The sequence below is a fragment of the Amycolatopsis nigrescens CSC17Ta-90 genome (assembly GCF_000384315.1).
Taxonomy (GTDB): Bacteria; Actinomycetota; Actinomycetes; order Mycobacteriales; family Pseudonocardiaceae; genus Amycolatopsis; species Amycolatopsis nigrescens.
The window spans coordinates 8,036,202-8,062,971 of record NZ_ARVW01000001.1; the positions used below are offsets into that span (position 1 = coordinate 8,036,202).

Annotated in this window: 17 protein-coding genes; 8 read left to right on the top strand and 9 right to left on the bottom strand. The window is 70.3% G+C overall.

The window, feature by feature from the left end:
- Positions 1-47: 47 nt before the first annotated feature.
- From AMYNI_RS0137985 to AMYNI_RS0138005, 5 genes are all read right to left on the bottom strand, one after another.
- Positions 48-2,081, bottom strand: coding sequence for an FUSC family protein (locus tag AMYNI_RS0137985; RefSeq protein WP_020673358.1), 2,034 nt, complete (start codon positions 2,079-2,081; stop codon positions 48-50).
- 29 nt (positions 2,082-2,110) lie between these two features.
- Positions 2,111-5,389, bottom strand: coding sequence for a GH92 family glycosyl hydrolase (locus AMYNI_RS0137990; protein ID WP_020673359.1), 3,279 nt, complete (start codon positions 5,387-5,389; stop codon positions 2,111-2,113).
- A 138-nt stretch (positions 5,390-5,527) separates the two neighbouring features.
- The gene (locus tag AMYNI_RS0137995) at positions 5,528-9,829 is read right to left on the bottom strand and encodes a GH92 family glycosyl hydrolase (protein WP_040407800.1); all 4,302 of its coding nucleotides are present in this window, start codon (positions 9,827-9,829) and stop codon (positions 5,528-5,530) included.
- A 176-nt stretch (positions 9,830-10,005) separates the two neighbouring features.
- Positions 10,006-11,310 carry a M20/M25/M40 family metallo-hydrolase gene (locus AMYNI_RS0138000; protein ID WP_020673361.1) on the bottom strand — a complete coding sequence of 435 codons (1,305 nt, stop codon included), beginning with the start codon at positions 11,308-11,310 and terminating at the stop codon, positions 10,006-10,008.
- The gene (locus AMYNI_RS0138005; protein WP_020673362.1) at positions 11,303-12,130 is read right to left on the bottom strand and encodes a M55 family metallopeptidase; all 828 of its coding nucleotides are present in this window, start codon (positions 12,128-12,130) and stop codon (positions 11,303-11,305) included. Before AMYNI_RS0138005 ends, AMYNI_RS0138000 begins: the two co-directional genes overlap by 8 nt.
- A gap of 128 nt (positions 12,131-12,258) precedes the next feature.
- On the opposite strand from AMYNI_RS0138005, the gene AMYNI_RS0138010 reads away from it, so the two are divergent.
- The 6 genes from AMYNI_RS0138010 (at position 12,259) to AMYNI_RS0138035 (ending at position 20,428) form a co-directional block, all read left to right on the top strand.
- Entirely contained in the window at positions 12,259-14,079 is a 1,821-nt protein-coding gene (locus AMYNI_RS0138010; RefSeq protein WP_051116406.1) for an ABC transporter substrate-binding protein, read from the top strand.
- Positions 14,080-14,098: 19 nt separating this feature from the next.
- On the top strand, positions 14,099-15,118 hold the full coding sequence (locus AMYNI_RS0138015) for an ABC transporter permease (protein WP_020673364.1): 1,020 nt from the start codon (positions 14,099-14,101) through the stop codon (positions 15,116-15,118).
- Positions 15,115-16,023 carry an ABC transporter permease gene (locus AMYNI_RS0138020; protein WP_020673365.1) on the top strand — a complete coding sequence of 303 codons (909 nt, stop codon included), beginning with the start codon at positions 15,115-15,117 and terminating at the stop codon, positions 16,021-16,023. Before AMYNI_RS0138015 ends, AMYNI_RS0138020 begins: the two co-directional genes overlap by 4 nt.
- Positions 16,020-17,690, top strand: a complete 1,671-nt coding sequence (gene nikE, locus AMYNI_RS0138025; protein ID WP_020673366.1) for a nickel ABC transporter ATP-binding protein NikE — start codon at positions 16,020-16,022, stop codon at positions 17,688-17,690. The genes AMYNI_RS0138020 and nikE overlap by 4 nt, the downstream gene beginning before the upstream one ends.
- 85 nt (positions 17,691-17,775) lie before the next feature.
- Positions 17,776-19,341 (top strand): polyprenol phosphomannose-dependent alpha 1,6 mannosyltransferase MptB, encoded by a 1,566-nt coding sequence (gene mptB, locus AMYNI_RS0138030; RefSeq protein ID WP_026361434.1) that lies wholly within the window; start codon positions 17,776-17,778, stop codon positions 19,339-19,341.
- 40 nt (positions 19,342-19,381) lie between these two features.
- The gene (locus AMYNI_RS0138035; protein WP_020673368.1) at positions 19,382-20,428 is read left to right on the top strand and encodes a WD40/YVTN/BNR-like repeat-containing protein; all 1,047 of its coding nucleotides are present in this window, start codon (positions 19,382-19,384) and stop codon (positions 20,426-20,428) included.
- Between the two features lie 60 nt (positions 20,429-20,488).
- Here AMYNI_RS0138035 and AMYNI_RS0138040 read toward each other — a convergent pair whose 3' ends face one another.
- The 3 genes from AMYNI_RS0138040 to AMYNI_RS0138050 are packed head-to-tail and all read right to left on the bottom strand — an operon-like array spanning position 20,489 to position 23,772.
- Positions 20,489-20,905, bottom strand: a complete 417-nt coding sequence (locus tag AMYNI_RS0138040; protein WP_020673369.1) for a TIGR03668 family PPOX class F420-dependent oxidoreductase — start codon at positions 20,903-20,905, stop codon at positions 20,489-20,491.
- A gap of 18 nt (positions 20,906-20,923) precedes the next feature.
- Positions 20,924-21,829, bottom strand: a complete 906-nt coding sequence (locus tag AMYNI_RS0138045) for a S66 peptidase family protein (RefSeq protein WP_020673370.1) — start codon at positions 21,827-21,829, stop codon at positions 20,924-20,926.
- On the bottom strand, positions 21,826-23,772 hold the full coding sequence (locus tag AMYNI_RS0138050; RefSeq protein WP_026361435.1) for a dipeptidyl-peptidase 5: 1,947 nt from the start codon (positions 23,770-23,772) through the stop codon (positions 21,826-21,828). The genes AMYNI_RS0138045 and AMYNI_RS0138050 overlap by 4 nt, the downstream gene beginning before the upstream one ends.
- A gap of 122 nt (positions 23,773-23,894) precedes the next feature.
- Between AMYNI_RS0138050 and AMYNI_RS0138055 the strand changes: the two genes are divergently transcribed.
- The gene (locus tag AMYNI_RS0138055) at positions 23,895-24,470 is read left to right on the top strand and encodes a DUF3090 domain-containing protein (protein ID WP_020673372.1); all 576 of its coding nucleotides are present in this window, start codon (positions 23,895-23,897) and stop codon (positions 24,468-24,470) included.
- A gap of 8 nt (positions 24,471-24,478) precedes the next feature.
- Positions 24,479-25,285 carry an SCO1664 family protein gene (locus AMYNI_RS0138060; RefSeq protein WP_020673373.1) on the top strand — a complete coding sequence of 269 codons (807 nt, stop codon included), beginning with the start codon at positions 24,479-24,481 and terminating at the stop codon, positions 25,283-25,285.
- Positions 25,286-25,294: 9 nt separating this feature from the next.
- Here AMYNI_RS0138060 and AMYNI_RS0138065 read toward each other — a convergent pair whose 3' ends face one another.
- A complete protein-coding gene (locus AMYNI_RS0138065) occupies positions 25,295-26,761 on the bottom strand; it encodes a pyridoxal phosphate-dependent decarboxylase family protein (RefSeq protein WP_020673374.1) in 1,467 nt (488 codons plus the stop codon).
- Between the last annotated feature and the right edge of the window lie 9 nt (positions 26,762-26,770).

Genomic DNA, 26,770 nt, shown 5'->3' on the forward strand with positions numbered 1-26,770 from the left:
ACCGTTCGGGTGCGTCGCGTCACTGCGCAGCGGCAAAGTGCGGCGCCTCATTTCTTGACCGATTCGGCCGGCTCCAGGTCGAAGGCGCGACCGAGCGCGATCACCGCCTCGTCGAGCTGGCCGAGGCTGGACAGCACGGTGCGCGCCCTGGCGTCGGGCACGTCGTCGCAGACCGGGCCGCCCTCGTCCCGGCCGAGCTGCCGGTGCGTGCCGCCGGAGCGCACCACCTCCAGCAGCACGTCCACGTTCGCGGTGGTCCGGCGCACCAAGGCGGACAGCCCGCCGTCGGCGGAGAGCAGCCCGGGCTGGGCGCGCGCCGCCACGTGCCTGGCCCGGAACACGATCGTTTCCAGACTGGTCAGCACGTACCAGCCGTAGTCGCGGCGACTGCTCACGTTGATCGGATGGATCAGCGGCTCGATGGTGGCGCGTACCCGTTCCACGTCGCGGTCGAGCTGCCGGGACAGCTCGATGAGATTGAGATTCTCCTTACCCGACAACAGGTCTGCGGCCCGCTCCAGGAACTCTCGCAGCCGGTCGAGCAACTCGCCGATGTCGTCGAGCATCACCGACCTGGTGCGCACCGGCACGATCACCACCGCGGCCAGGATGCCGGCCGCCGCGCCGACCGCGGTCTCCGCCACCCGGATCCAGAGCACCTCGAAGCTGAACGTGCCGAGCAGGCTGTAGAGCAGGCCGAGCATGCTGGTGATGAAGAACGCCATGATCAACTGCGACACCCGGGACATGTAGACCATGCCGAAGACGCAGACCAGGATCAGCGCGATGGTGGCCGGCACGCTGCCACCGACCAGCAGCGCGAGTAGCACCCCGCCGACGATGCCGATCAGCGTGCCGGCCAGCCGGCGCGCGCCCTTGACGAAGGTGGCGCCGGCGGTGGACGTGCCGATGAACACCACGAACACGGTCAGCACGGCCCAGTACCAGCGCTGGTGGGAGACCAGCTCACCGCCGAGCACGGCCAGCCCGCCGCCGAGCACCGCCTGGATCGCGCTCCGGGTCTGGTTGTCGTAGGCGAAGACGGCGGTCTTGTCGTCCTCGGTCTCGTCGGGGGTCTCGGCCTCGGCCGAGTAATCGCGCTCGGCGATGCGCTGGGCGTTCACGTCGGCCAGCGCCAGATCGGCGATCGCCCGCCGCAGCTCGTCGCCCTGCTCGGGCCGTTCGGCCAGTTTGCTGCCCTCGACCAGCATCCTGCTGAACTCGCCGGTCTCGCTGATCAGCGGCAGGTCGCGGGGGTCGCGCTCGATCAGTGAGTGGAACCGTTGCAGCGCACCGATCAGCTCGGCGGTGACCTCCGGGGTCAGCGGCTCCGCGGCGGTGCGCTGGGTGGTGATCGTGAGCCACTGGACGGCCAGCTCCACCTCGATCGCGCGCCGGCGGAGCAGGTCTGCGGCCCGGTTGTCCACCACGTCCGCCGCGGTGTCCTCGACCAGCAGCACGCACTCGTGCAGCCGGTCGTTGGCGCGGCGCAGCTGGGCCCGAGCCCGGTCACCGCCGCCGTTGCCGAGATAGCCCTCGGCGGCGCGGATCACCGCGCCGAGCCGGGCGCGGAAGGCACGGCGGATCCGCAGCAGCTCGGCGTCCGCGCGGCGGGGCAGCAGCACGAACCGGACCAGCGCGTTGGCGGCGACACCGATCAGCAGGGCGAGCAGCAGCGCCGGCACCTGGCGCAGATGGGTTTGCAGGAACATGGCGAAGAAGAAGAGGAAGAAGCTCGCCGAGCCGAGCGCGATGCCACGGGAGCCGAAGCGCTGGGCGTAGACCGCGACGAAGATCAGCAGCACGAAGATCACGCTGTCCAGCGGGGGAGCGGCGCTGCCGACACTGGCCAGGGTGAGCGACGCGGCGCCGGCGAGCAGCACCAGCCCCAATGTCACCGCCTGCTGGCCCGGGGTCGGGTCGGAGATGGTGAACGCGGACATCATCGCGGCGATCGCGCCGACCAGGATGACCGTCAGCGGCTGGCCGAGCGGGGCGAGCGCGGCCACCGCGATGGCGATGCCGAGCACCGCGGACAGGCCGAGCCGCAGCCGCACGAAACCGGGGTCCGACGCGATCATCCGATCACGGGCGACCCGCCACAACCGCCTCACCTGCCGCCCTCCGCTCGTGAGTGGAAAGTGTTGTCAGGGGAACACTTTTCACTCACGACCTTGGCGAGGAGCTCCCATTGGGCGAGGCGGAGGCGGCGGCCGGTGCAGGCGGTGACGCGCAGCCGGTAGTGCCGGTAAGCGGCGGGTTCGGCGAGGCCGAAGGGGCGGGTCTGACGCCGCCAGCGGAACACCTGCTCGGACCGCTGGTCGAGCATGGTCCACCGGACCGCGTCGTCGGAGCCCTCCAGCACCCAGGACCGCGGATCGCCGGATCGGCTACCGGAGGTGAGCGTGTACAGCTGGACCGGCGCCGGATCGGAAACCGTGCACTCGAGCACCGGCGTGCCGGATCGGAACCGCACTTCGGTCCGCGTGGTGTCGTCGAACAACGCGCTCACGTCGGTGCCGTCGTCGGCGCGGGCGTGGCCGGTGAGGTCGCGCAGCGGGCACGGCGGCTCGTCCCCGCTGGTCAGTGCCGGCGGCACCGAACCGCGCCCCCACGCGGACGGGGTGACCGCCATGTCGAAGTCCAGCACCCCGCCGGTGACCAACAGCTCGTGCGGGATCGACGTGTCCGGATGCGGTACGCCGTTCCAGGCGACGCCGCGGACGTACACCGTCTCCGCGGTGTTGCCTGGCGCGTTGATCACGAGGTCCTTGCCGTTCTCCAGGTGGATGGTCGCCTTGCTGAACAGCGGAGAGCCGATCGCGTAGTGCGGGCTGCCCACGCCGAGCGGGTAGATGCCGAGTGCGCTGAAGATGTACCAGGCGGACATCTCACCGTTGTCCTCGTCGCCCGGATACCCCTGGCCGATTTCGCTGCCCAGGTAGCAGCGGCTGAGCACCTCGCGCACGATCGCCTGGGTCTTGGAGGGCGCGCCGGCGTGGTTGTACATGTACGGGATGTGGTGCGAGGGCTGGTTGGAGTGCCCGTACTGGCCGAGCCGGACGTCGCGCGCTTCGGTCATCTCGTGGATCACCCCGCCGTAGGAGCCCGGCTTGGTGCCGGTCTCCCCGGTGGCGAAGAACGTGTCCAAAGTGGATTCCAGCTTGGCCTGCCCGCCGAACAGCCCGGCCAGCCCGTGGCCGTCGTGCGGCACGGAGAAGGCCGTGTTCCAGCCGTTGGTCTCGGTGTAGTCGTAGCCCCAGAGCGTCGGGTCGTACTCCTCGGGGGACCAGCGCCAGTTGCCCGCGCTGTCGCGGCCCTGGAAGAAGCCGACGCGATGGTCGAAGTGGTGTACGTAATGCAGGGCGCGCTGGCGGAAGTAGCGCGCGTTGTCCAGGTACTCGACGCGCCGCGGGTCGTCGGCCGCGGCCTGCTGGAAAAGAGCCTGGCACAGGTTCGCGATGCCGAAGTCGTTGATACAGCCTTCCAGCGCCCAGGACAGGCCCTCCGGGACGGACGACGGCGTGTAGCCGAGGAAGATCGACTCGTGCAGCCCGCGCCTGCCGACGCTGCGTCCAGGAGGGCTGACCGTCGCGTTGCGCAGCGCGGCCTGGTAGCACGATTCCAGGTCGAAACCGCGGACGCCCTTGAGGTACGCGTCCGCGAACGCCACGTCCGAACTGGTGCCGGTCATCAGGTTCGCGTAGCCGGGGGAGGACCAGCGGGAGATCCAGCCGCCTTCGCGGTACTGCTGCACGAACCCGTCGATCAGCTCGCCGCAGCGCGCCGGGGTGAGCAGCGCGTAGGCCGGCCAGGTGGTGCGGTAGGTGTCCCAGAAGCCGTTGTTCACCGAGATCCTGCCGTCGACCACCTTGGCGCCGGTCCGGCGGCGGGTGCTCGGCCACCGGCGGCGGATGACCGGGCTGGCGTGCCGGTACCGCGGCTGCTCGACGGTGCCGGTGTTCTCGTGGCCCGAGTTGGGGTAGAGGAACAGCCGGTAGAGGTTCGAGTAGAAGGTGGTCCGCTGGTCGTCGCTGGCCCCTTCGAGCTCGATCCGACCGAGCACGTCCTGCCAGTCCCGCCTAGCGCGCTCGCGGACCTCGTCGAACGAGGTGCCGCGCGGGATCTCGAGGGTCAGGTTGCGCCTGGCCTGCGCCAGGCTGATCAGTGAGGTTGCGATCCGCAGGGTGACCTCGGGGGCGTCGAAGACCAGATGGCCGGTGACCCTGCGCCACGGCGGTCTGCGCAGCCGGCCGCCGTCGATCGCGGGCCGGTCGAATTCGCCGTAGACGAACATCCGGCGAGCGCCGGTGGACAGCCGGCTGCGCACCCAGGTGTGCCCGTGCACGGTTCCGGTGACCCGGTCCAGCCGCAGCCCACCGCGGTTGCCGGCGTTGTCGAAGAGCACCCAGCCCGGCGCGCTCGGGAACCGGAACCGGAAGATCGCGGCATGGTCCGACGGTGCGATGTCGGTGCTGATCCCGTTGGCGAACCGGACACCGTAGTGGTGCGGTCGGTCGGTCTCGTCCTCGTGCGCGAACGGCAGCGCGCGCTGCCGCCTGCCGGTGGCCACCGGGCCGATGCCGGGCAGCAGTTGGAACGGATGCCGGTCGCCCATCCACGGACTGGGCTGGTGGCTGACCGCGAACGCCTCCAGCGCCGGCCGGTTCGCCGCGTCGTTGCGGCGGTGGTACTCGTAGAGCCAGGTGGTGCTGGCCGCGTCGGTGACCGGCGTCCAGAAGTTGAAGCCGTGCGGTACCGCGGTCGCCGGGATGGTGTTGCCGCGGGAGAAGTCCTTGCTGGAATGGGTTCCCCTGGTGGTGCGCACCCAGTCGACCGGATCGGTGGACGGCCGCGGCGGCCGTACCGCGATCCGCACGTCGTCCAGCCAGCCGGTGGCCTGCCCCTGGCCCTCCGGCGGGTCCGTGCTGAGCACGATGGTCCGCGCGGTGCGGCCGGCCGCGATCGCGCCGAGGTCGGCGCGCACCAGGTTCCACTGGTCGAGGTAGAGCTTCTTCGCCTTGCCCTGCGCCAGCGCGGTCAGTGCGAACCCGTGCTGGTCGGTGCCGCCGAGGCCGCTGAGCGTGCTGCCGTCGTCGAACTCGATGTCCACCGCCACATAGGTGCTGCGGTAGCTGGGGGTGTCGTCCGAGGAGGGCAGTACGGCGTAGCTCAGCTCGGTCCGCTCGGTGATCGGCAGGTGCACGTCGAACAGCACGGTGCGGCTGTAGCCGTCGGCCGCGAACCGCAGTGCTCGAAGACCTGTGAAGCCGGCGCCGGTCTTCGCGGTGGGCGACCGGTCCGGACCGGGACCGACCTTGGCCCCGTCCGACGGCCGTGGCTGGGGATCACCCTCTTCGAAGGAGGAGAAGAACTGGTTCCCGGTCACGCACTTACCGTAATTGCCGTGATCGCGTTCCGCTCAGAGGGCTCAATCAGCTGAGTGTATAACGCCCTATACGGCACGACGTTGTAGCGGCCGCTCCCCTCTGGTCACTTCTCGAAAAGACAGCGCAGACAAGGGGAGTCAGAGACCTGCGCACTGGCCGGACGACGGACCGCGGACGGTGTTGGCGAGGTCGTTGTCCGACGGAGCCGGCGTGTTGCCGGTGCAGCTCAGCGGCCCTTGGATGGTCGAGCCGGTCAGCAGTGGCGCGTTGTTCCCGGTCAGTGCCACCGGACCGGAGACCCTGGCCGCCTCGATGGCCAGTGCGCCGCTGGTCCCGGTGATCGACACCGGACCGGTCACCTCGGTCCGGTTGAGCAGCACCGACCCGGCGTCGACCGCGGACACCGGACCGGAGATGGTGCCGCCGGTGGCCACCAGCGAGGCGCCGGCCGCCACGGTGACCGGGCCGCGCACGGTGGCGTCACGCAGGCAGGTCACCCCCTTCGACACCGCGAGCGGGCCGTTGCGCTGCCCGGTGACGGTGCTCGTGCAGGTCGCGTCCGGCTTGCCGAGCAGCTCCAGCTCGGCAAGCGTGCCCGGCCCGCTGGTCAGCTCCAGCCGGTAGTGCGTGTAGTGCGCTGGGTTGCTCACCTTGAACGACCTGGTCTGCTGCCGCCAGGCGAAGTCCTGCTCGGTCCGCTCGTCGGCGACCGTCCAGTTCTGCCCGTCGTAGGAACCCTTCAGCACCCAGCTCGCCGGTTCGCCGGTGCCCTTCGGTGACGTCAGCGTGTAATGCGTGGCGGCCTCGGCGGAAGATCCGAGCTGGTACTGCACCCACGGTGCGGCGCCGGCGAATCCGGTCTCGGTGGCGGAGGTGTTGTCGAAGACCGCGGTCACGTCCGTGCCGTCGCTGCCGGTCGCGGTGCCCTTGCCGGGACCGGTCAGGTCGTGCAGCGGCTCCGGCACGGTGTCGCCCTCGGTGATCGATTCCGGTGCGTCGCTCTGGCCGGTGCCCCAGCTCGACGGCTGCGGGCCCATGTCGAAGTCCAGCGTGCCGCCGGCGGCCAGCAGATCGTGCGGCAGCGACGTGGACGAGTGCGTCTTGCCGTTGACCTTCAGCCCCTGGACGTACACGTTCTTCGCGTTGTTCTTCGGCGCGTTGATCACCAGCTTCTTGCCGTTCTCGAGGCGCACGGTCGCCTTGGTGAACAGCGGCGAGCCGACCGCGTAGGCCGCGTTGCCCATCTGAAGCGGGTAGAAGCCCAAGGCGCTGAAGAGGTACCAGGCGGACATTTCGCCGTTGTCCTCGTCACCGGGGTAGCCCTGGCCGAGCTCGCTGCCGACGTAGAGCCGGGACAACGCCTCGCGCACCTTCGCCTGGGTCTTCGACGGCTGACCCGCGTAGTCGTACATGTAGGGAATGTGGTGCGAGGGCTGGTTGGAGTGCCCGTACTGGCCCATCCGCACGTCCCTGGCTTCGCGCATCTCGTGGATGACGCCGCCGTAGGAGCCGGGGAAGTTCGCGGTTTCCGGGGTGGCGAAGAACTCGTCCAGCTTCTTCGCGAGCTCCTCCTTGCCGCCGTACAGGTTCGCCAGGCCCTGGCCGTCCTGCGGCACGGTGAAGGCCATGTTCCAGCCATCGGTCTCGGTGTAGTCGCCGCCCCACACCCGCGGGTCGTACTTATCGGGCGGGAGGCGGAACTTGCCGTCTGCGCTCTTGCCCTGGAAGAAGTCCACGTCCTTGTCGAACATGTGCACGTAGTTCTGCGCGCGGTTGCTGAAGTACTCGTAGTTCTCCAGGTACTCCTGCTTGCGCGGGTGGTCGGCGGCGGCTTCGTCGTAGAGCTTCTTGGACATGTTCGCAATGCCGTAGTCGTTGACGTAGCCCTCCAGCGCCCACGACATGCCTTCGCCGGTGCTGGTCGGGGTGTAGCCGAGGAAGATCGAGCTGTCGATGCCCTTGCGCCCGATGTTCTGGTTCGGCGGGGTCACCGTGGCGTTCTTCAACGCCGCGTCGTAAGCGCACTCGATGTCGAAGTTCCGCACGCCCTTGAGGTACGCGTCCGCGAAGGCCACGTCGGAGCTGGTGCCGGTCATCAGGTTGGCGTAGCCGGGGGAGGACCATCTGGCGACCCAGCCGCCGTCGCGGTACTGCTGGACGAAGCCGTCCACCATCTTGCCCGCCAGGCTCGGGGTGAGCAGCGAGTAGGCCGGCCAGGTGGTGCGGTAGGTGTCCCAGAACCCGTTGTTCACGTAGATCTGGCCGTCCACGAGTTTCGCGCCGGTCTGCGTCGGGGTGTCCGGTCCTGTTCGCGGTGAGACCGGGCTGGCGTAGCGGTAGACCGGCTGCTGGGTGCTACCGACGTTCTCCGAACCGGAATTCGGGTAGAGGTAGAGCCGGTAGAGGTTCGAGTAGAGCGTGGTCAGCTGGTCGGCGCTGGCACCTTCCACCTCGATCACCCTCAGCGTGTCGTCCCAGCGGTCCTGCGCGGCGTCGCGCACGGAGTCGAAGGTGGCGTCCGGCGTGATTTCCTGGTCGAGGTTCTTCTTCGCCTGGTCCACGCTGATCAGCGAGGTGGCGATGCGCATCTGCACCGTCTTGCTGTCGCCGGTGTCGAAGCGCAGGTAGCCGCGGACGTTGTCCCGGCCCTCGCCGGGCAACTTGTTGCCGGCCACGGCCGGTTTGTCGAAGGTCGCGTAGACGAACATGCGCCCGGCGCCCGCGGAAAGGTCGCTCTTCACGTCGGTGTAGCCGCTGACCGTGCCGGTGGCCTGGTCCAGGGTGAGCCCGCCGTTGTTGTTCACATTGTCGAAGATCAGGCTGGCGTCGTCGCCGGGGAAGCTGAACCGGAACAGCGCGGCGTGGTCGGCCGGGGCCAGCTCGGTCTTGATCCCGTTGTCGAACTGGACGCCGTAGTAGTGCGCCTTCGCGGTCTCGTTCTGGTGTTTGAACGGCAGTTCCCTGGCGTCCCGGTTGGCGTCCGGCACCCCGGCGGCCAGCGAGGGCATCACCTGGAAGCTGTGCCGGTCGCCCATCCAGGGGCTCGGCTCGTGGCTGGCGCTGAACGCCTGCAGGGTCGGCGAGTTCTGCTCGTTGTTCTGCGAGTGGTAGTTGTACAACCAGCTGCCCGAGCCTGCGTCGGTGACCGGGGTCCAGAAGTTGAAGCCCTGCGGCACCGCGGTGGCCGGGAAGTTGTTGCCGCGGGAGAAGGTGCTGTTCGCGTGGGTGCCGCGGGTGGTCAGCACGTAGTCGGACGGGCGGCCCGCGGTCACCGGGGTCGCCGCGCCGATGGCGATGTCGTCCACCCAGCCCTGCAGGAAACCGGGGCCGGCGGGATTGTCGTAGCCGATCAGGATCCGGTCGACGGTCTTGCCCGCGGCCACCGTGCCGATGGTGGACCGGATCTGGTTCCACTGGTTGGTGTACAGCGCCTTCGAGGCGCCTTGGCCCTGCGGTGAGAGCCCGAAGCCGTACTGGTCGGTCGCGCCGAGCCCACTCAGGTAGCTGCCGTCGGTGAAGGCGAGGTCGATGGCCGCGTGCGTGCTCGGGTACTTGAGGTCGTCCTTGATGAACTCCGGCAGGATCTTGTACGACAGCTCGGTGTCCGCGGCCACCGGGAGGTCCACGTCGAAGATCTTGTTGTACGAGTAGCCGTGCCCTTCTGCGACGTGCGAGCCGGAGTAGTGGAAGGCGCGCAGGCCGCTGTAGCCGGCCCTCGGCTTGTTGGTGTAGCCCGAGTTCGGGCCGTTGTCCGGGTAGCTGCGCATGTTCGGCAGCGGCGGCGGGGCCGGCTCGTCGTTGGCCAGCAGCAGCTCGGCGAGCTGGAGCAGCGGCCCGCCGTTGTTGGCGGTGATGTCGAGCTGGAAGTGCTTGAACGCGGCGGTCGGCTGGAGCTGGTACTCCTTGCGCTCGAAGCGCGCGCCGAAGGACTGGCCGGCCTGCTTGTCCAGCTCGGTCCAGTTGGTGCCGTCGTTGGACCCGCGTAGCGTCCAGTCCTTGGGGTCGCGTTCCGCGGCGTCGTTGGCCGAGGTCAGCGCGTAGTGCGTGATCGAGGTGGGCTCGGAGAGGGTGAATCGCGCCCAGCCGGTCGGGGCCTTCGCCAGCCACTTCGTGTCGGCCGAGCCGTCGGCGAGGTTGGCCACCACCTCACCGGCTTCGGTGTTCTCGTGGCTGGCCGCCGACTCGGTGATCTTGCCGCGGATGTCGCCGGGGATCGCGGTCCCGTTGGCGCCGTTCACCCCGGACGCCTTCGGTTTGCCGTTCGGGTCGGTGTCGACGGTGTCCACCCAGGACGGTTGCGGGTCCCCGGTCTCGAACGAGGAGTAGAACGCCGGTGCCGGTGCCGCGGCGGCTTGGCCCGCCGGCAGCGCCGCGACGGTGGCAGCGGTGACAACGGCGGACAGCAGCATCGCGACCGACGGTCTAGTGCCTCGGGGCATCATCGCACCCAGCTTTCTGACGAAGTAGCACGCCGCGACCGGACGGGGACTTCCAGCGACGTCAAGGAAGAAAAGCCGCCGTGTGACATCGATGTCAAGACTCGGCCGCAAACCTGGCCTGAATCGGACAAACCTCTGCTCCGTTTGGCTCCGGTGCGCGTTGGTCCTGGCCGGGGTCAGCAGGTGGTCAGGAAGTGGTGCAGGACGCGGGTGCCGAAGTGGAGGCCCTCGACAGGGACGCGCTCGTCGACCCCGTGCGCCATGGCCCGGTAGGGGAAGCCGGGTGGCAGCCAGAGCGGCGCGAAGCCGTAGCAGTCGATGCCCAGCTTGCTGAACGCCTTCGCGTCGGTGCCGCCGCCCATGCAGTAGGGCACCACGACGGCCTCCGGGTCCTCGGCCCGCAGCGCGTCGGCCATCGCGGCGAACCACGGCGAGTCCACCGGGGCCTGCACCGCGGGCTGCCTGGCCACGAACTCCCGCTCGACGTCCTGGCCGAGCAGTTCGTCGATGGTGGCGAGCAGGGCGTCCTCGGTGCCGGGCAGCACCCTGGTGTCCACCTGCGCCTGCGCGAGGCTCGGGATCACGTTCACCTTGTAGCCCGCGTCGAGCATGGTCGGGGTGGTGCTGTTGCGGATGGTCGGCAGCACCAGCGCTCCGGCCGGGCCGAGCCTGGCCACCGTGCCGTCCACGTCCTCGAGGTCGACCTCGACGCCGAGTGCCGCACCGGTCCGTTCCAGGAAGGCCAGCACGGTGGGGGTCAGGTGCACCGGCCAGCGCTGCGCGGTGATCCGGCCGAGCGCGCCGACCAGCCTGGTCACCGCGTTCTCGTCGTTGGGTCGGGAGCCGTGCCCGGCCCGGCCGCGTGCGGTGAGCCGCAGGTGCGAGGTGCCCCGCTCGGCGGTCGCCACCGGGTACAGCCGCACGGTCCGGCCGTCGGCGGCGGGCACGTGGTAGGTGTAGCCGCCGGACTCGCTGATCGCGGCCGCGCAGCCTTCGAACAGGTGCGGATGCTCGGCCACCAGCCAGTGCGCGCCGTAGTCGCCCTTGTCTTCCTCGTCCGCGACGAAGGCGAGCACGAGGTCGCGGCGCGGCCGGACGCCGGTGCGCGCGAAAGAGTCCACAACGGACAGAACCATCGCGCAGAAGTCCTTCATGTCCGTCGCTCCGCGGCCCCAGAGGAAACCATCGCGGATCTCACCGGCGAACGGCGGGACGGTCCAGTCGGCCGCTTCGGCGGGCACCACGTCCAGGTGGCCCTGCACGAGCAGCGCCGGGAGCGACGGGTCGCTGCCGGGGACCCTGGCGATCACGTTCGCCCTGCCCGGCGCGGACTCGATGATCTTCGCGCCCACCCCCGCGTCGGAGAGCACCGAGGCGACGTATTCGGCCGCGTCGCGCTCGCCCTCCGAGTCGCCGCCGCCCCGGTTCGTGGTGTCGAACCGCAGCAGCGACCGGCAGAGCTCTACGACATCCCTATCCATATTTCCCCTGTACCGCTCCGGCCGCGATCGCGGTGACCACTTTGAAAGCCTTCATCGCTTCGGTCATGTCGGGTGCGTCGAAACCGACCCGGCGGACGTCGAGCTGCTCGACGGTCGGAATCACGGCGGTGGCCTGCGCCAGGTGGCTGGCGTCGAACTCCACCTCGATCCGGTGCGCCGAGCGCGAACCGGCCACCCGGCCTGCCAGCCGCATGCCGGCGCCGGCGGCCGCGGTGAGCAGCTCGGCGGTACGGGCGGGCGGGAGGCAGATCGCCGCGTACCGGCTGACGCACTCCTTGACCGCGACCAGCTCCGCGCCGGCCGCGTAGCCGCGCGCGTCCTCGCAGGTCTTGTCGTCGCCGGTGACCACGAGCACCGGTACCCCGTACTCGGCGGCGAGCCCGGCGTTGAGCCTGCCCTCGCTGGCCGGCACGCCGTCCAGCCACACGCCGGTGATCTGGTTCTCCAGGTAGGTGTGGGAGAGCACCCCGTCGAAGCCGGCGCCGGCGTGATACCCGAGGAACACGACGCCGTCCACGCCGGAGTCGATGCCCTGCATCATGGACAGCGGCTTGTGCCGGCCGGTGAGCATCCGCGCCCGCGGGTCGAGGTCCTCCAGCAGCAGGTTGCGCTGGGCGGAATGCGCCTCGTTGACCAGCACTTCGGTGGCTCCGGCGTCGCACAGGCCGGCGATCGTGGCGTTCACGTCGCTGGTGAACAACCGGCGGAAGCGCTGCCACTGCTCGGTCCCCGGGACGACGTCGTCGGTCCAGGTGACCCCGGTGGCACCCTCCATGTCCGCAGAGATCATGATCCGCATGGTCTAGACCGTAGCGCCAGCTAAGTCACGGCTTGGCAATGACGGGGGGTAATCGTTGACTTTGGGGTTGGACAGATGGTTTCTTTTTCGCCTTGGGGCGAGGTCCGTGGAAAAGATTGAGGTGGGTCATGGTGCGTTTCACCAGTAGTCGGCGTGCTCGGGCGGGGGCGGTGGTCGCCGCCGCGGCGATGGTCGCGGTCGGGCCGTTCGCCGTGCCCGCCCAGGCCCAGGATGCCCAGGCGGCCAAGGTGCTCCGGGTCGCACTGGTTCAGGAGATCGACCACCTCAACCCGTTCACCGCGGGCTTCGCCTCCAGCACGATGATCGGACGTCTGGCATATGAGTTCCTGACCCTGCCCTCGGCAGAGGACGCCACTCCGTCCGCAGGGCTGGCCGAGAAATGGGATCCCTCGCCGGACAAGCTGACCTGGACCTACACCCTCCGCCAGGGCGTGAAATGGTCCGATGGCAAGCCGGTGACGGCCAAGGACGCGGCCTACACGTTCAACCGGATCATGACCGACGAGAAGGCCGCCGAGGCCAACGGCAACTTCGTCGCCAACTTCGAGACGGTCACCGCGCCGGACGACCGGACCCTGGTGATCAAGACGAAGGAGCCGCAGGCGAGCATGAGCTCGCTGGACGTGCCGATCGTGCCGGAGCACATCTGGTCCGGCATTTCGGACATGGCGGACGAGCGGTCCGACACGCCCGAGGTGGTCGGCGTCGGGGACGGACCGTTCCTGGTCACCGAGTACCGCAAGAACGAAGTGGTCAAGCTCAAGGCGAACCCGGACTACTGGCGCGGCAAGGCCAAGGTCGACGAGATCCAGTTCATCAAGTACGAGAACGCCGAAGCCGCGGTGAACGCGCTGCAGAACAACGAGATCGACCTGGTCAACCGGCTCACCCCGACCCAGTTCGAGGCGCTGCAGGGCAAGGACGGCATCGCCACCAACAAGGCGCCGGGCCGCCGCTACCGCGAGATGCTGGTCAACCCCGGCGCGCAGAACGTGGACCGCCAGCCGATCGGTGACGGCAACCCGATCCTCAAGGACGTGCGGGTGCGCAAGGCGATCGGCAAGGCCGTCGACTCGCAGACCATTGTGGACAAGGTGGTCGGCGGTTACGGGCAGCCGGCGACCGGCCTGATCCCGCCGGTGTTCCCGGAGTACCACCTGGACGCGGCCGACTCGCAGAAGCCGCCGTTCGACTTGGCCGCGGCGAACCGCGAGCTGGACGCGGCCGGCTACCTGAAGGGCCAGGACGGCATCCGGGTCGCGCCGGACGGCAAGCGCCTTGAGTTCCGGCTGACCGGCCGGGCCAGCGAGAACTTCGCCCAGCGCGCCGCGGACTACGTAGTCGGCTGGCTCGGTGAGGCCGGCATCAAGGTGAACAAGCAGCTGGTGTCGGACAACGAGGTGGACGAGGTGACCTCGGCCGGGCTGTACGACCTGGCGTTCTCCGGCTACGCCACCAACCCGGACCCGGACTACACGCTGTCCAAGCAGACCTGCGCCAAGCTCCCGCTCGCCTCCGGCAGCGGTTCCAGCGCGTCGCTGTTCTGCGACGAGGAGTTCGACCGGCTCTACGGCGCGCAGCTCGCCGAAATCGACGTGCCAAAGCGGGCGGAGCTGGCCAAGCAGGCGCAGCGCCGGTACAACGACCAGGTGCCTTCGGTGGTGCTGGAGTACGACAACGTGCTGGAGGCCTACCGGTCGGACAAGTTCGCCGGCTTCCCAACGCAGCCCTCCTCCGGGGGGCCGATCATGGAGCAGGTCGGCTACTGGAGCTACTACGGTGCCACCCCCGCGTCCGAAGGCGGCTCCGCGGGCGGCGGGAGCAACACCGGCATGTGGATCGGCATCGGTGTCGCGGTCCTGATCGTGCTCGGTGGCGGCGGAGTGTTCCTGGCCAAGCGCGGCAAGGCCGCGGAAGATCGCGAGTAGGGCAGCGAGTTTGACCGACATGGCAAGCGCCATCGAACCGGAGTCGTTACCCGATCCGGACGAGCGGCGAGGCGGTACCGGCACCACCAGGTTCGTGCTCACCAAGCTGGCGGAGGCGGTTGGCAGCCTGGTCCTGGTCGTGGTGCTGGGTTTCCTGTTGTTCCGGATGATTCCCGGTGACCCGGTCGCGACCATGACCAGGGACCGGCCGACCAGCCCGGAGCAGCTGGCCGAGCTCCGCGAGCGGTTCGGCGTGGACAAGCCGATCCTGCAGCAGTTCGTCGACTACTTCGGCGGGCTGCTGCGGGGCGACCTCGGCCTGTCCTACGTCTACCAGCGGCCGGTCGCCGACCTGATCGGGGAGCGGTTGTGGCCGACGATCCTGCTGGTCGGCACCGCGACCGTGCTCGCGGTGCTGCTCGGCGTCTGGCTCGGGGTGCGCTCGGCGTGGCGGCGCGGCAGCGCCTTCGACAAGGCGAACACCGGTATCGCGCTGACCCTGTGGTCGATGCCGCAGTTCTGGCTCGGCATGCTGCTGCTGATCGCGACCCAGGGCCTGTTTCCGAGCCGGGGCATGCGGTCCGCGGACATCCCGGACGGGTTCTTCCCGCAGACGCTCGACGTGCTGCATCACCTGGCGCTGCCGTGCCTGACCCTGCTCGCGGTGATCTATGCCCAGTACATGCTGGTCATGCGGTCGTCGCTGCTCGGTGAGATGAACGCGGAGTACCTGGTCACCGCGCGCGCCAAGGGCCTGCGCGACGACCTGGTCCGGCGCCGGCACGCGGTGCCGAACGCGTTGCTGCCCACCATGACGCTGGTGTTCCTGCAGTTCGGCATGGTGGTGTCCGGCACGGTGACGGTGGAGACGGTGTTCTCCTGGCCGGGTCTCGGGCTGCTCACCTTCCAGGCCCTGCGCGGTCCGGACCTGCCGACCCTGCAGGGTGTTTTCGTGGTGCTGGCCGGCGCGGTGGTCGTGATGAACCTGCTCGCGGAGTTGCTCTACCGCGTGCTCGACCCGAGGGTGCGTGCGCAGTGACGGCGTCGAACGAGAGCGCGCGGACCATCGCCTGGCAGCGCCGCCGGGCTGCGGTGGGCCGGACCTGGCGTGAGTTCGCGGCGAACCGGGGCGGGCTGGTCGGCCTCGCCGTGCTGGCGCTGATCGTGGTGCTGGCCCTGCTCGCGCCGTTGATCACCGATGAGGCCGGGCTGGACGTCACCAGGGTGACCGGCAAGCCGTTGCAGTCGCCGAGCGGGGAGTACCTGCTCGGCACCGACGTGGACGGTCGTTCGGTACTGCTGATGACCTTCTGGGGCGCCAGGGTTTCGCTGCTGGTCGGTTTCGCGGCGACCCTACTCTCGGTGCTGATCGGCACCCTGGTCGGCATCATCGCGGCGCACTTCGGCGGCTGGGTGTCGGTGCTGCTGCTCCGGTTCACCGACTTCTTCCTGGTGCTGCCGTCGCTGGTGCTGGCCATCGCGCTGTCCACCGTGCTGCCGCAGGGCGTGGCCACCATCATCCTGGCGGTGGGGATCACCTCCTGGCCCACCACCGCGAGACTGGTGCGCGCGCAGACCCTCACCATCGAGAGCAGGCCGTACATCGAGCGGGCCAAGGCACTCGGCGGCGGGCACGCGCACATCGTCGGCAAGCACGTGCTGCCCGGGGTGATGCCGTTGGTGCTGGCCAACACCACGCTGGTGGTCGGCAACTCGATCATCGCCGAGGCCACCCTGTCCTTCCTCGGTCTCGGCGACCCGTCCGTGGTGTCCTGGGGCTCGATGCTGCAGACCGCGCTCAGCTCGGGCGCGGTGAGCGGCGGCGCCTGGTGGTACCTGCTGCCGCCCGGTGTCGCGATCGTGCTCATCGTGTTGTCCTTCACGCTGGTCGGCCGTGCGCTGGAGACCGTGCTGAACCCGCGGCTTAAGGGGGAGCGCTCGTGACCGAGCCCGGCGGGCCGTTGCTCGAACTGAAGAACCTCAACGTCAGCTACCGCACCGGAAGCGGCGAGCTGCCCGCGGTGCGGGACGTGAACCTGACGCTGGCTCCGGGGGACACCCTCGGGGTCGCCGGCGAGTCGGGCTCCGGCAAGTCCACCGTCGCGATGAGCGTGCTGCGGCTGCTGCCCGGCTCGGCCAAGGTGACCGGCGAGATCCTGCTCGACGGCGAGGACGTCACCGCGATGCGCTGGGGACGGCTGCGCGCGGTCCGCTGGGCCGAGGCCTCGGTGGTCTTCCAAGGCGCGATGCACGCGCTCAACCCGGTGCGCAAGGTGGGCGAGCAGATCGCCGAGCCGATCCGGCTGCACGCACCGGATGGGAAGGACCCCGGCGAACCCGCTGAGCGCGACGTCCGCAAGCGGGTGGCCGAGCTGCTCGAACAGGTGGACCTGCCGACCAGCCGGGCCGGGGCATACCCGCACGAGCTCTCCGGCGGGCAGAAGCAGCGGGTGATGATCGCGATGGCGCTGGCCTGCCGTCCCCGGCTGATCATCGCGGACGAGCCGACCACCGCGCTGGACGTGATCGTCCAGGCGCAGGTGCTGGAACTGATGAGCCAGCTGGTCGCCGAGCACGACATCGGGCTGGTGATGATCAGCCACGATCTGTCCGTGCTGGCCGCCACCTGCGCGAGGATCGCCGTGATGTACCGCGGTGAGCTGGTGGAGGAGCGGCCGAGCGCGGAGCTGATGGGTGCGCCGCGGCACGAGCACAGCAAGGCGCTGGCCGCCGCGTTCCCCACCGTCGGCGACCCGGTGTCGCGGTTCGCGCCCGCCACCACCAGCCCGATCCCGCCGGAACCCGAGCGCACCGGTGCGCAGGGGCACGCGCTGCTCGCCGCCGAGGATCTGCGGGTCACGTTCCGGGACCGCACCGGGGCGAAGATCAACGCCGTCGCCGGGGTGGACCTGCAGGTCTGGCGCAACGAGATCGTCGCGCTGGTCGGCCAGTCCGGCTCGGGCAAGACCACACTGGCCCGTACGTTGCTCGGCCTGCAGAAGCCGACTTCGGGCGCGGTGCTGTACGACGGTTCGCCGGTGCCGAGGTCCGGTGCCGGGCTGAAGGCGTACCGACGTCAGGTCCAGCTGGTCCTGCAGGACCCGACCAGTGCGCTCAACCCCCGCCACAGCGTGTACGAAGCGGTCGCCGAGGGCCCGAGGATCCATGCCCTGGAAGGGAACGAACGGGACATTGTGACCGCCGCGCTGGAAGCCGCCGAGCTGCGGCCCGCGGAAACCTATCTGCAACGCCTGCCGCACGAGCTCTCCGGCGGGCAGCGTCAGCGGGTGGTGATCGCCGGCGCGCTCGCGCTGCGGCCGAGCGTGCTGGTCGCCGACGAGCCGGTGGCTTCGCTGGACGCCTCGGTCCGCGGGGAGATCCTCGGGCTGCTGCTCCGGTTGCGCCGCGAGCTGGGACTTGCCGGCCTGGTGATCACCCACGACCTCGGGCTGGCCTGGAACATCGCGGACCGGGTCGCGGTGATGTACCGCGGCGAGCTGGTCGAGGTGGGTACCGTGGAACAGGTCCTGCTGGACCCGCAGCACCAGTACACGAAGTCACTGCTCGCGGCGCTGCCAGGCGGCACCAGCGTGCGCGCCGAGACGCCGTAATCGACCACGAAAGGAATCGCGTGCCCGCATTTTCGGCCATTGCCGCGAGTGCGTGCGAGCGCGGTGTGTAATCTTCTTCAACGACATGGCCACTACTACTGATCCCGCACCGGATGCGCAATCGGCCGCTAATCATTCGCCGGCCGACCGCGTACTGATGCCTTCGCGCTTTCCCTATCGCACGATCGCGATGGGCACCGTCGGCAGCACCTTGTTGCTGCTCGGCGCGCTCGGTGCCGGCGGGATCCTGATCAGCGATCCGATCCTCGGCCACGGCCCGCTCTCCTGGATCCGGTACGGCCACGGCCGCGCGCTGGCCAATGCGGTGCTCTACCTCGGTTTCGCGCTGGTCGTCTGGGCCTGGGTGCGGCTCGGCCGGTACGTGCTGGCGGGCCGGGTCGGCAGCAGGCCGATCCTGGTCGCCGCGGCGTGCTGGATCACGCCGCTGCTGTTCTCCCCGCCGCTGTTCACCAGGGACGTGTTCTCCTACCTCGGCCAGGGCGCCCAGTTGCTGCACGGGCTCAACCCGTACGGCAACGGCCCCGCCGAGCTGGACGTGCTGCCGAACGTGGTGGCCAACGTGCACGAGCTGTGGCAGACCACACCCGCGCCCTACGGCCCGCTGTTCCTGCTGGTCGCGAAGACGGTGGTGGGGATCACCGGCGACAACATGATCGCCGGGGTGATCCTGACCAGGGTGCTGCTGCTGGTGGGCCTGGCCGGGACGGTCTGGGCGCTGCCGAGGCTGGTCCGCCACCTCGGCGGAAAGCTGCCGGTGACGCTGTGGCTCGCGGTGGCCAGCCCGATGATGATCATCCATCTGGTCGGCGGCCCGCACAACGACCTGATGATGCTGGGTTTCCTGACCACCGGCGTGCTGGCCATGCTGGAGCGCAAGCACGTGCTGGCGATCGTGCTGGTCACCGTCGGCATGCTGATCAAGCCCACCGCCGCGGTGGCGCTGCCGTTCCTGGTGTGGGTGTGGGCGAACCACCTGCCCGCCGAGGAAAGCCTTACCCGCCGCTTCTTCAAGGCGGTGATCCCGTCGGTCGGCATCTTCGGTGTGGTGTTCGTCGCCGGTACCTGGATCTCGCTGGGCACGTTCAACCTCGGCTGGCTGGACGGCCTGAAGGCGCCGGGCCTGATCACGAACTGGCTGAACTTCCCGACCGGTATCGGCGAGATGTTCTACAACCTGGTGCACCTGATCGTGGACGTGCCGTCCTCGCCGTTCGTCACGGTGGCAAGGGCGATCGCCTGGGCCGCGTTCGCGGTGCTCGTCGTCCGGCAGTGGTGGCTGGCCAGGAACGGCGGCAACGAGGCGATCTTCCGGATGGCGGTGGCGCTGCTGGCCAACGCCATCCTGATCGCGCCGACCCTGCCCTGGTACCTGACCTGGGGCTTCGTCATCGCCTCCGCCTTCCCGTGGCGGCGCCGGCATCTCGCGGTGGTGGTCGCGGTTTCGGTGTTCCTGGTCATGGTCTACTACCCGACCGGTGAGCAGGCGCTCTACGACTGGTGGTTCATGGGTGTCGTGGTCGCGGTGAGCCTGTACGCCGCCGCGTCGCTGCTGCGCCCGGACCCGCTGGGGCTGGTCGCGGCCTGGCGCAAACCGCCGCGCCCGCTCGACGAGCGGCTGCCGTCGGCCTGACCCTTCCTTCGTCGGTTCCCCGGCGGTGTTGAATGGCTTGATGCGCACCGGAAAGCTCGCGTTGTCCCTGGCAGGGCTGCTGATCATCACCGTGCTGGCCGTGCCGGGCACGGCGGCCGCGGCCGGACCCGGCTGGCGGCTCACCCCGACCGGCTCCACCGCGCAGCTGCGCGGCCTGTCCGCGGTGTCCGGCACGGTGGCCTGGGCATCCGGCAGCCAGGGCACCGTCCTGCGCACCGTGGACGGCGGGCGGAGCTGGCAGTCGGTGTCGCCACCGGAGACCGCCGAACTCGACTTCCGGGACATCGAGGCCTTCGACGCCGAGCACGCGGTCGCGCTCTCCATCGGGGAAGGGGAGAAGTCGCGGATCTACCGCACCGGCGACGGCGGCCGGAGCTGGACCGAGTCCTTCCGCAACACCGTGCCGGCCGCGTTCTACGACTGCATCGCCTTCTTCGACCCGCTGCGCGGGCTGGCCATGGGCGACCCGGTCGACGGCAAGATCCAGATCCTGTCCACATGGGACGGTGGCAGGCACTGGCGGCCGATACCGGAGCGGAACCTGCCGGACGCGCTGCCGGGAGAGGCCGGGTTCGCCGCCAGCGGCCAGTGCCTGAGCACCGCCGGCCCGTTCGACGCGTGGATCGGCACCGGCGGCGGCGCCCAGTCGCGGGTACTGCGTTCCGGCGACGGCGGCCGGACCTGGAAAGCGGTGACCACGCCGATCGCGAGCGGTCCGTCGGCCGGGGTGTTCGCCACCGGTTTCCGCGACCCGCGGCACGGCCTCGCCATCGGCGGTGACTACGCGGACCCCACCAACCCGGCACCGGCGCTGGCCACCAGCCGGGACGGCGGCCGGAGCTGGCACGCCGCCGAGCGGGCACCGACCGGTTACCGCTCGGGCCTGGCCTGGCGCGACGGCCGGACCGTGCTCGCGGTGGGCCCGACCGGCAGCGACATCAGCCACGACGGCGGCGGCCACTGGCGGCCGGTCGACACCGGCAGCTTCGACACCGTGGACTGCACCCACTCCGGCGCCTGCTGGGCCGCCGGCGAAAAAGGCCGCGCCGCCGTCCTCGGCCCCTGACGGGCAAATAGCCGACTATTTGCCCTTTTCCGGTGGGGCAAGAAGTCGGCTATTTGCCCGTTAGGTGGAGGTCCAGCCGCGCCAGGTGTGGACGTGGGTGGTCACGACGTCGCCCTCGGGCGGGTGGGTGCGGTACTGCGGGTACTTGGCGCGCAGCAGCTCGACCGGCGCGGCCCGGTCGGCGGACGCGGTGCGAACCTCGGCCACGCCGTCCGCCCGCGCCCACCAGAGCAGCGACCAGTCGTCCTCGTAGTGGTCCACCAGGAAGGCCACCGCGGGGTTCGCCCTGATGTTGCGCAGCCGGCGGAGATCCGTGCTGCTCTTGGGCTTGTGATCGACCGCGAACACGATCCGGTCTCCGTCCACCGCGAAGGTCACCGGGACCAGATGCGGCACGCCGTCCGCAGCGGCGGTGGCCAGCCTGGCGACCCTGGCCGTCGCGAACCGCTCCCTGACCTGATCCTCCGGCAGTCGCATGCACCCACCCTAGGAGCGTTAGCTGAGCGCGGGTTCGAGCAGGGTGAGGGTGGCGGCGTCGGCGTCCAGCTCGGCCGGCACGCCGAGCGGGATGGTCAGCGACCCAGGCAGATGGCCGAAGCCCAGCTCCCAGCCTATCGGCACGCCGAGTGGGCCGAGCCGGTCGAGCATCAGCGCCCGCACCTGGTCGAGCGGTCCGCAGCGGGTCCACGAGCCGAGCGCGATACCGGCCACGCCGTCGAACCAGCCGGTGCGCAGCAGCTGGGTCAGCATGCGGTCGAGCCGGTAGACGCTTTCGGTGACGTCTTCGAGCACCGCGATGGCACCTTTGGCGGGCCGGTGCTCGACCGCGCCCGTGCTCGCGGCCAGCAGGCTCAGGTTCCCGCCGACCAGCGGACCGCGGGCGGTGCCCGGCACCAGCGCGCTCCCGCCCGGTTTGCGCAGTACCAACGCTTTCTCCGGTTCGAACAGCATCCGGTGCAGCCCCGCGGTGGCCTCGGCGTCGAAATGCACGCTGGCCGGCATCGGGGAGAACAGCGTGGCCAGGTCCAGGTGCACGCCCACCGCCTCGTGCAGCGCGGTGACGTCGCTGGACCCGGCGAGCAGCTTCGGCCCGGCGGCCCGCAGCGCCGGCCAGTCCACCAGGTCCAGCATCCGCATGCAGCCGTACCCGCCGCGGGCCGCCAGCACCGCGCTCACCTCCGGATCCAGCCAGGCGGCGCTGAACTCCTCGGCCCGCTGCGCGTCCGGCGCCGCGAGGTAGTCCACAGCGGACTGTCCACTGCGGACACCCGCGGCCTCGCGGACGCGCAGGCCCCACGACTCCAGCACCGGCACGGCCGCGTCCAGCAGCCCGATCGGCACCGGGCCCGCCGGGGCCACCACCGCGACCGTGTCACCGCGCCGTAGCCTCGGCGGCCTCACCGCCGCAGCTCGAGGTGCGCCACGCCTGGAGTGTCGAAGCCGAACACCTGCCCGTAGAAGGACAGCTCGGCCTCCATCGCGGCGATCATCGTCTCCGCCTTGCGGAAACCGTGCTGCTCGCCTTCGAAGGTCAGATAGGCATGCGGCACCTCGCTGCCCCGCAGCGACTCCACGAACCGGTCGGCCTGCTCCGGCGGGCAGATCTCGTCCTCCAGTCCCTGCAGGAACAGCACCGGCCCGGCCAGCGTGCCGGCGTGCGAGATGGGCGAGCGCTCGCGGTACCGCTCGGCGGTCTCCGGCAGCGGCCCGACCAGCCCGTCAAGGTAGCGGGACTCGAAGTCGTGGGTCTCGCCGCCCTCACCGGTCCAGCCGTACAGGTCCAGGATCGGGTACTTCACCGTGCCCGCCCGGTACCGCCGCTGGGTGGTCATCGACATGGCCGAGGTGAAACCGCCCGCGCTGCCACCGCGGATGGCCAGCCGGTCACCGTCGGCGATGCCCTCCGCGACGAGCGCGTCGGCGACCGCGACGCAGTCGGAGACGTCGACAACGCCCCACTGTTCGCGCAGCCGTTCGCGGTAGCGCCTGCCGTAACCGGTGGAGCCTCCGTAGTTGACCGCCACCACGCCGATGCCGCGGCTGGTGAAGAACGCGAAGTCGAGGTCGAGCGTCGGGAAGTTGCGCCCGGTCGGACCGCCGTGCACGTGGACCAGGTACGGCGGCAGCTCGCCGTCCGGCGCGACGTGGTCGGGGTTCGCCGGCGGGTACAGGTAGGCCGGGATCGGCTCGCCGTCCGCGGTGGTGAACATCCGTTCCTCTGGCACCGGCAGGTACTCCGCGGGTGGCGCCGGTTCCGCGTCCGCCCGCGGGGACACCTCGGTCACCGTGCCGGCGGTCAGGTCCACGTGCACCACCGCCGCTTCCCGCGTCGGGCCCCCGGCGATCCCGACGACGCCGCCTTTGTACGCGGCGAACGCGGACGCCCACACCGGCAGCTCGCGCGCGGCCGGCACCTCGGTCACCGTGCCGGTCGCTTCGTCCAGCACGGCGAGCCGGCCGGAGCTGAGCACCGCGTGCCGGCCGGAGTCGAGCTGCGTGAACCAGCGCGAGCCCAGCTTCCACAGCGGGCCGCCGAGTTCCTCGGTCACCGGCGCGAGGTTCGTCACCTTCCCGTCCAGTCCGATCCGGTGCAGGTTCCACCAGCCGTCCGGGTCCAGCAGAGCCAACAGGGTGCCGCCGGGTTCCCATTCGAGTTGGCACACCGATATGCCTGGCCCGCCGGCCAGTACCCGATGCGGGCCGAAGCTCCCGTCGGCGGCGACCTCGGCGACGCAGAGTTCGGTCTCGTCCCACGGCATCGCCGGGTGCGCCCAGCCGAGCCAGGCCGCGTGGCCGCCGTCCGGCGAGAGCTGCGGCCCGGTGAGGAAGTGGTGGCTCGCCGCCAGCGGCCGCGGCGGCCGTCCGTCCAACTGGATCGCGACCAGGTCCCTGGCCACGTCCGCGCGGCGGGGACCCGCGCTCCGCTCGCGCACCGCCCACACCTCACCGTCGGGGCCCGGGTGCAGGTCGCCGTAGCGGATGGCCTGCGGCGACTCGGGTTCCGGTGTGATCGGGGTGACCTCTCCGGTGTCCAGGTCACGCCGGTAGACGCGCTGGTCGTCCCAGTGCGTGAAGACCAGTGCGCGGCCGGTCACCGTCCACGGCCGGCCGCCGTATTCGTGCACCCGGTTGCGGGCGTTCCACGGTGCCGGCAGCAGCTCTTCGAGGGTGCCGTCCGTGCCGGCCCGTACCAGCGCGAGGCGGCCGCCTTCGGCAGGTCTCGCCTCGGCCCACCACACCTCGCCGTCCACCACGTCCAGCCATTGCGCGCCGCCACCGGCCGCGGCCACGTCGGCCGCGCTGATCGGTGAGGTCCAGGTTCCGTAAGGCATGGTTGTCGACACATTCGCAGCTTAGTGAACAGGGCTTACGAAGGGTGCATCGCGCGGGACCAAACCAGCGGCGCCGGGCAGATGCGGGGCGGCGGATGCCGATCATGGAGACGTGGCTTAGGGTCTGTGGTGCCATGGCTCGCGTAATTCATGTCTTCCGTCAACCCGACCGGTTCGTCGCCGGCACGGTCGGTGAACCCGGCGACCGCACGTTCTACCTGCAGGCGTCCGAGGACGTCCGCACGATCAGCGTGACCATCGAGAAGCAACAGGTGGCCGTGCTCGCCGAGCGTCTCGGCTCGCTGCTCGAAGAGGTCGCCAACCGGTTCGGCGCGGAGGTGCCCGCTGAGGTGCCGGACGACCTGGTGGACGTCGACCCGCTCGACGTGCCGGTCGAGGAGGAGTTCCGGGTGGGCACCATGGGACTCGGCTGGGACGCGGAGAGCAGCGCGGTGGTGATCGAGCTGCTCGCCATCACCGAAGGCGAAGTGGACGAAACCGTCGTGCTCGACGACACCGAGGAAGGCCCGGACGCGGTGCGGGTGTTCCTCAGCCCGGCGGCCGCGAGGGCCTTCGCCGAACGGGCCGACCGGGTGATCAACGCCGGCCGCAAGCCCTGCCCGCTGTGCGGCGAGCCGCTGGACCCCGCCGGGCACATCTGCCCGCGCCAGAACGGGTACCGGCGAGACGCCGAAGTGGCAGAGGACTGAGCGACGCGGTGGCGCAGCCTTCCGGCGAGCAGGCCGGTACCGGGGGACTCGAGCTGGTCGAGCACGGCAAGCTCGAGGTCGAGGGCCGGCTGGTGGACGCGTCGAACGTGACCCTGTTCTGCGGCATCGAACTCGATGGTGTGCAGGCGAAAGCGGTGTACAAGCCGGTTCGCGGCGAACGACCGTTATGGGACTTCCCGGACGGCACGCTGGCCGGCCGCGAGGTGGCGACGGCGCTGATCTCGGCCACGTCCGGGCTCGGCGCGGTGCCGCCCACGGTGCTGCGCGACGGGCCGTTCGGCGTCGGCATGGTGCAGCTCTGGATCGACACCACCGAGGACGATCTGGTCGACGTCCGCGCTCCGGAGGACGTGCCGCCGGACTGGCGGGTCGTGCTGCACGCGCACGACCGGTCCGGCGAACCCGCCGTGCTGGCCCATGCCGACCATCCCGGAATGCGGGAACTCGCCGCGCTCGACATCGTGGTGAACAACACCGACCGCAAGGGCGGTCACGTGCTCGGCGCGGTGGACGGCCGGATCTACGGTGTGGACCACGGCATCTGCCTGCACACCGAACCGAAGCTGCGCACCGTGCTGTGGGGCTGGATCGGGGAGCCGCTGCCCGAGGAGATCACCGCCAAGCTGGCGGCGCTGCCCGGCAAGCTGGACGGTGACCTCGGCAGCGCACTGGAACCGCACCTGACCACGGCGGAGATCCGCGCCGTGGCCGAACGGGCGGAGCAGTTGCTGGCGGCCGGTACCTTCCCGGAGCCGGGTGACGACTGGCGCGCCATTCCCTGGCCGCTGTTCTGAACTCCTGGCTCAGGGCCGCGCTGCGGCGCTCGCGAGCGCCGCAGCCACCCGTTCCACGTCGGCCGGCGTGGTTCGCCAGTTGCTGAAGGCCGCGCGAACAGCGGGCACGCCCTGGTAGACGGTCGGGCTGAGAAAGGTTTCGCCCGACTCGGCCACCGAACGTACGTATTCCGCGACTCGCCGCTCACTCGGTTCGCCTTCGAGCGTGAAGCACACCACGTTGAGCCGCACCGGAGCCAGCAGCCGCAAACCGGGGGCCGCGGCCAGCAACTCGCCGAGCCGTCGCGCGCAGGCGACATTGCGCTCGACGATGTCCTGGTGACCGGTGCGCCCGTAGGCGACCAGCGAGAACCAGCTTGCCAGTGCGCGCAGCCGGCGTGAGCTCTCCGGGGTCAGGTGCACGAAGTCCGGGTGCTCGCCGGGATGTCCGAGGTAGGCGGCGGCGCTCTGGAACACCCGCACCTGCAGGTCGCGGCGGCGGGTGAACTGGACCGCCGAGTCGTAGGGCACGTTGAGCCACTTGTGCAGATCCGCGCAGACCGAGTCGGCCGCGTCCAGACCGCGGACCAGGTCGGCGTCCGCGCCGGAAAGTGCCGCGAACGCCCCGAACGCGGCATCGATGTGCAACCAGAACGGATACCGGCCCTTCAACTCCGCGACGGCGACGAGATCGTCGAAGTCGACGGTGTTCACCGTTCCCGCGTTCGCCACCACGATGGCGGGCCGCCCGTCGAGGCGGTCGAGTTGTTCGGTGAGCCGGCGGACGTCCACCGCCTCACGGTCGGGCAGGGTGGGCACCGGCCGCAGTCGGTCCCGGCCGATGCCGAGCATGCTGAGTGCCTTGCCGATGCTCGAATGCGCGGCCCCGGACAGCACGGTGACCTCGCCGAGTGCGCCGACCCCGGCTTCGGCCACCGAGACGCCGAGCTGTTCGCCGAGCCATTCCCTGGCGATCGCCAGCCCGACGAAGTTGGACATGGTCGCACCGGAGACGAACGCGCCGCTGTGCTCGCCGCCGAGGCCGAACAACTCGGCGAGCCAGCCGACCGTCTCCTGTTCCAGCCACGCCGCCGAGGAGTCGGTGGCGGTCGCCGCGTTCTGGTCGAACACGCCGGTCAGCCAGTCGCCGACCAGTGCGGACGGGGTGGTGCCGCCGGTGACGAAGCCGAGGTAGCGCGGTCCCGCACCGGCCGAGAACCCCGGCTCCCAGCGTTCGGCGAACCGGCTGAGCGCGCCGGCTGCACCCGCGCCGTCGATCGGCAGCGGCTCCGCGGCGGTCGGCCGAGGCGGGACGGTCACCGCGCGGGCGGACAGCCGGGCGAGCGCGTCCTGCGCGAAACTCCGGGTCGTCTCCAGCAAATCGGGCAGGGCGGTCAGGTCTTCGGACAGTCGTGGATGCACGGTTTCCGAGCCTAGGCACGCCGGACCGGCCAGGTCGCGGTCCACCTCGGCGAAACTGGTCCCCTTACCGGGCACAATGGAGCT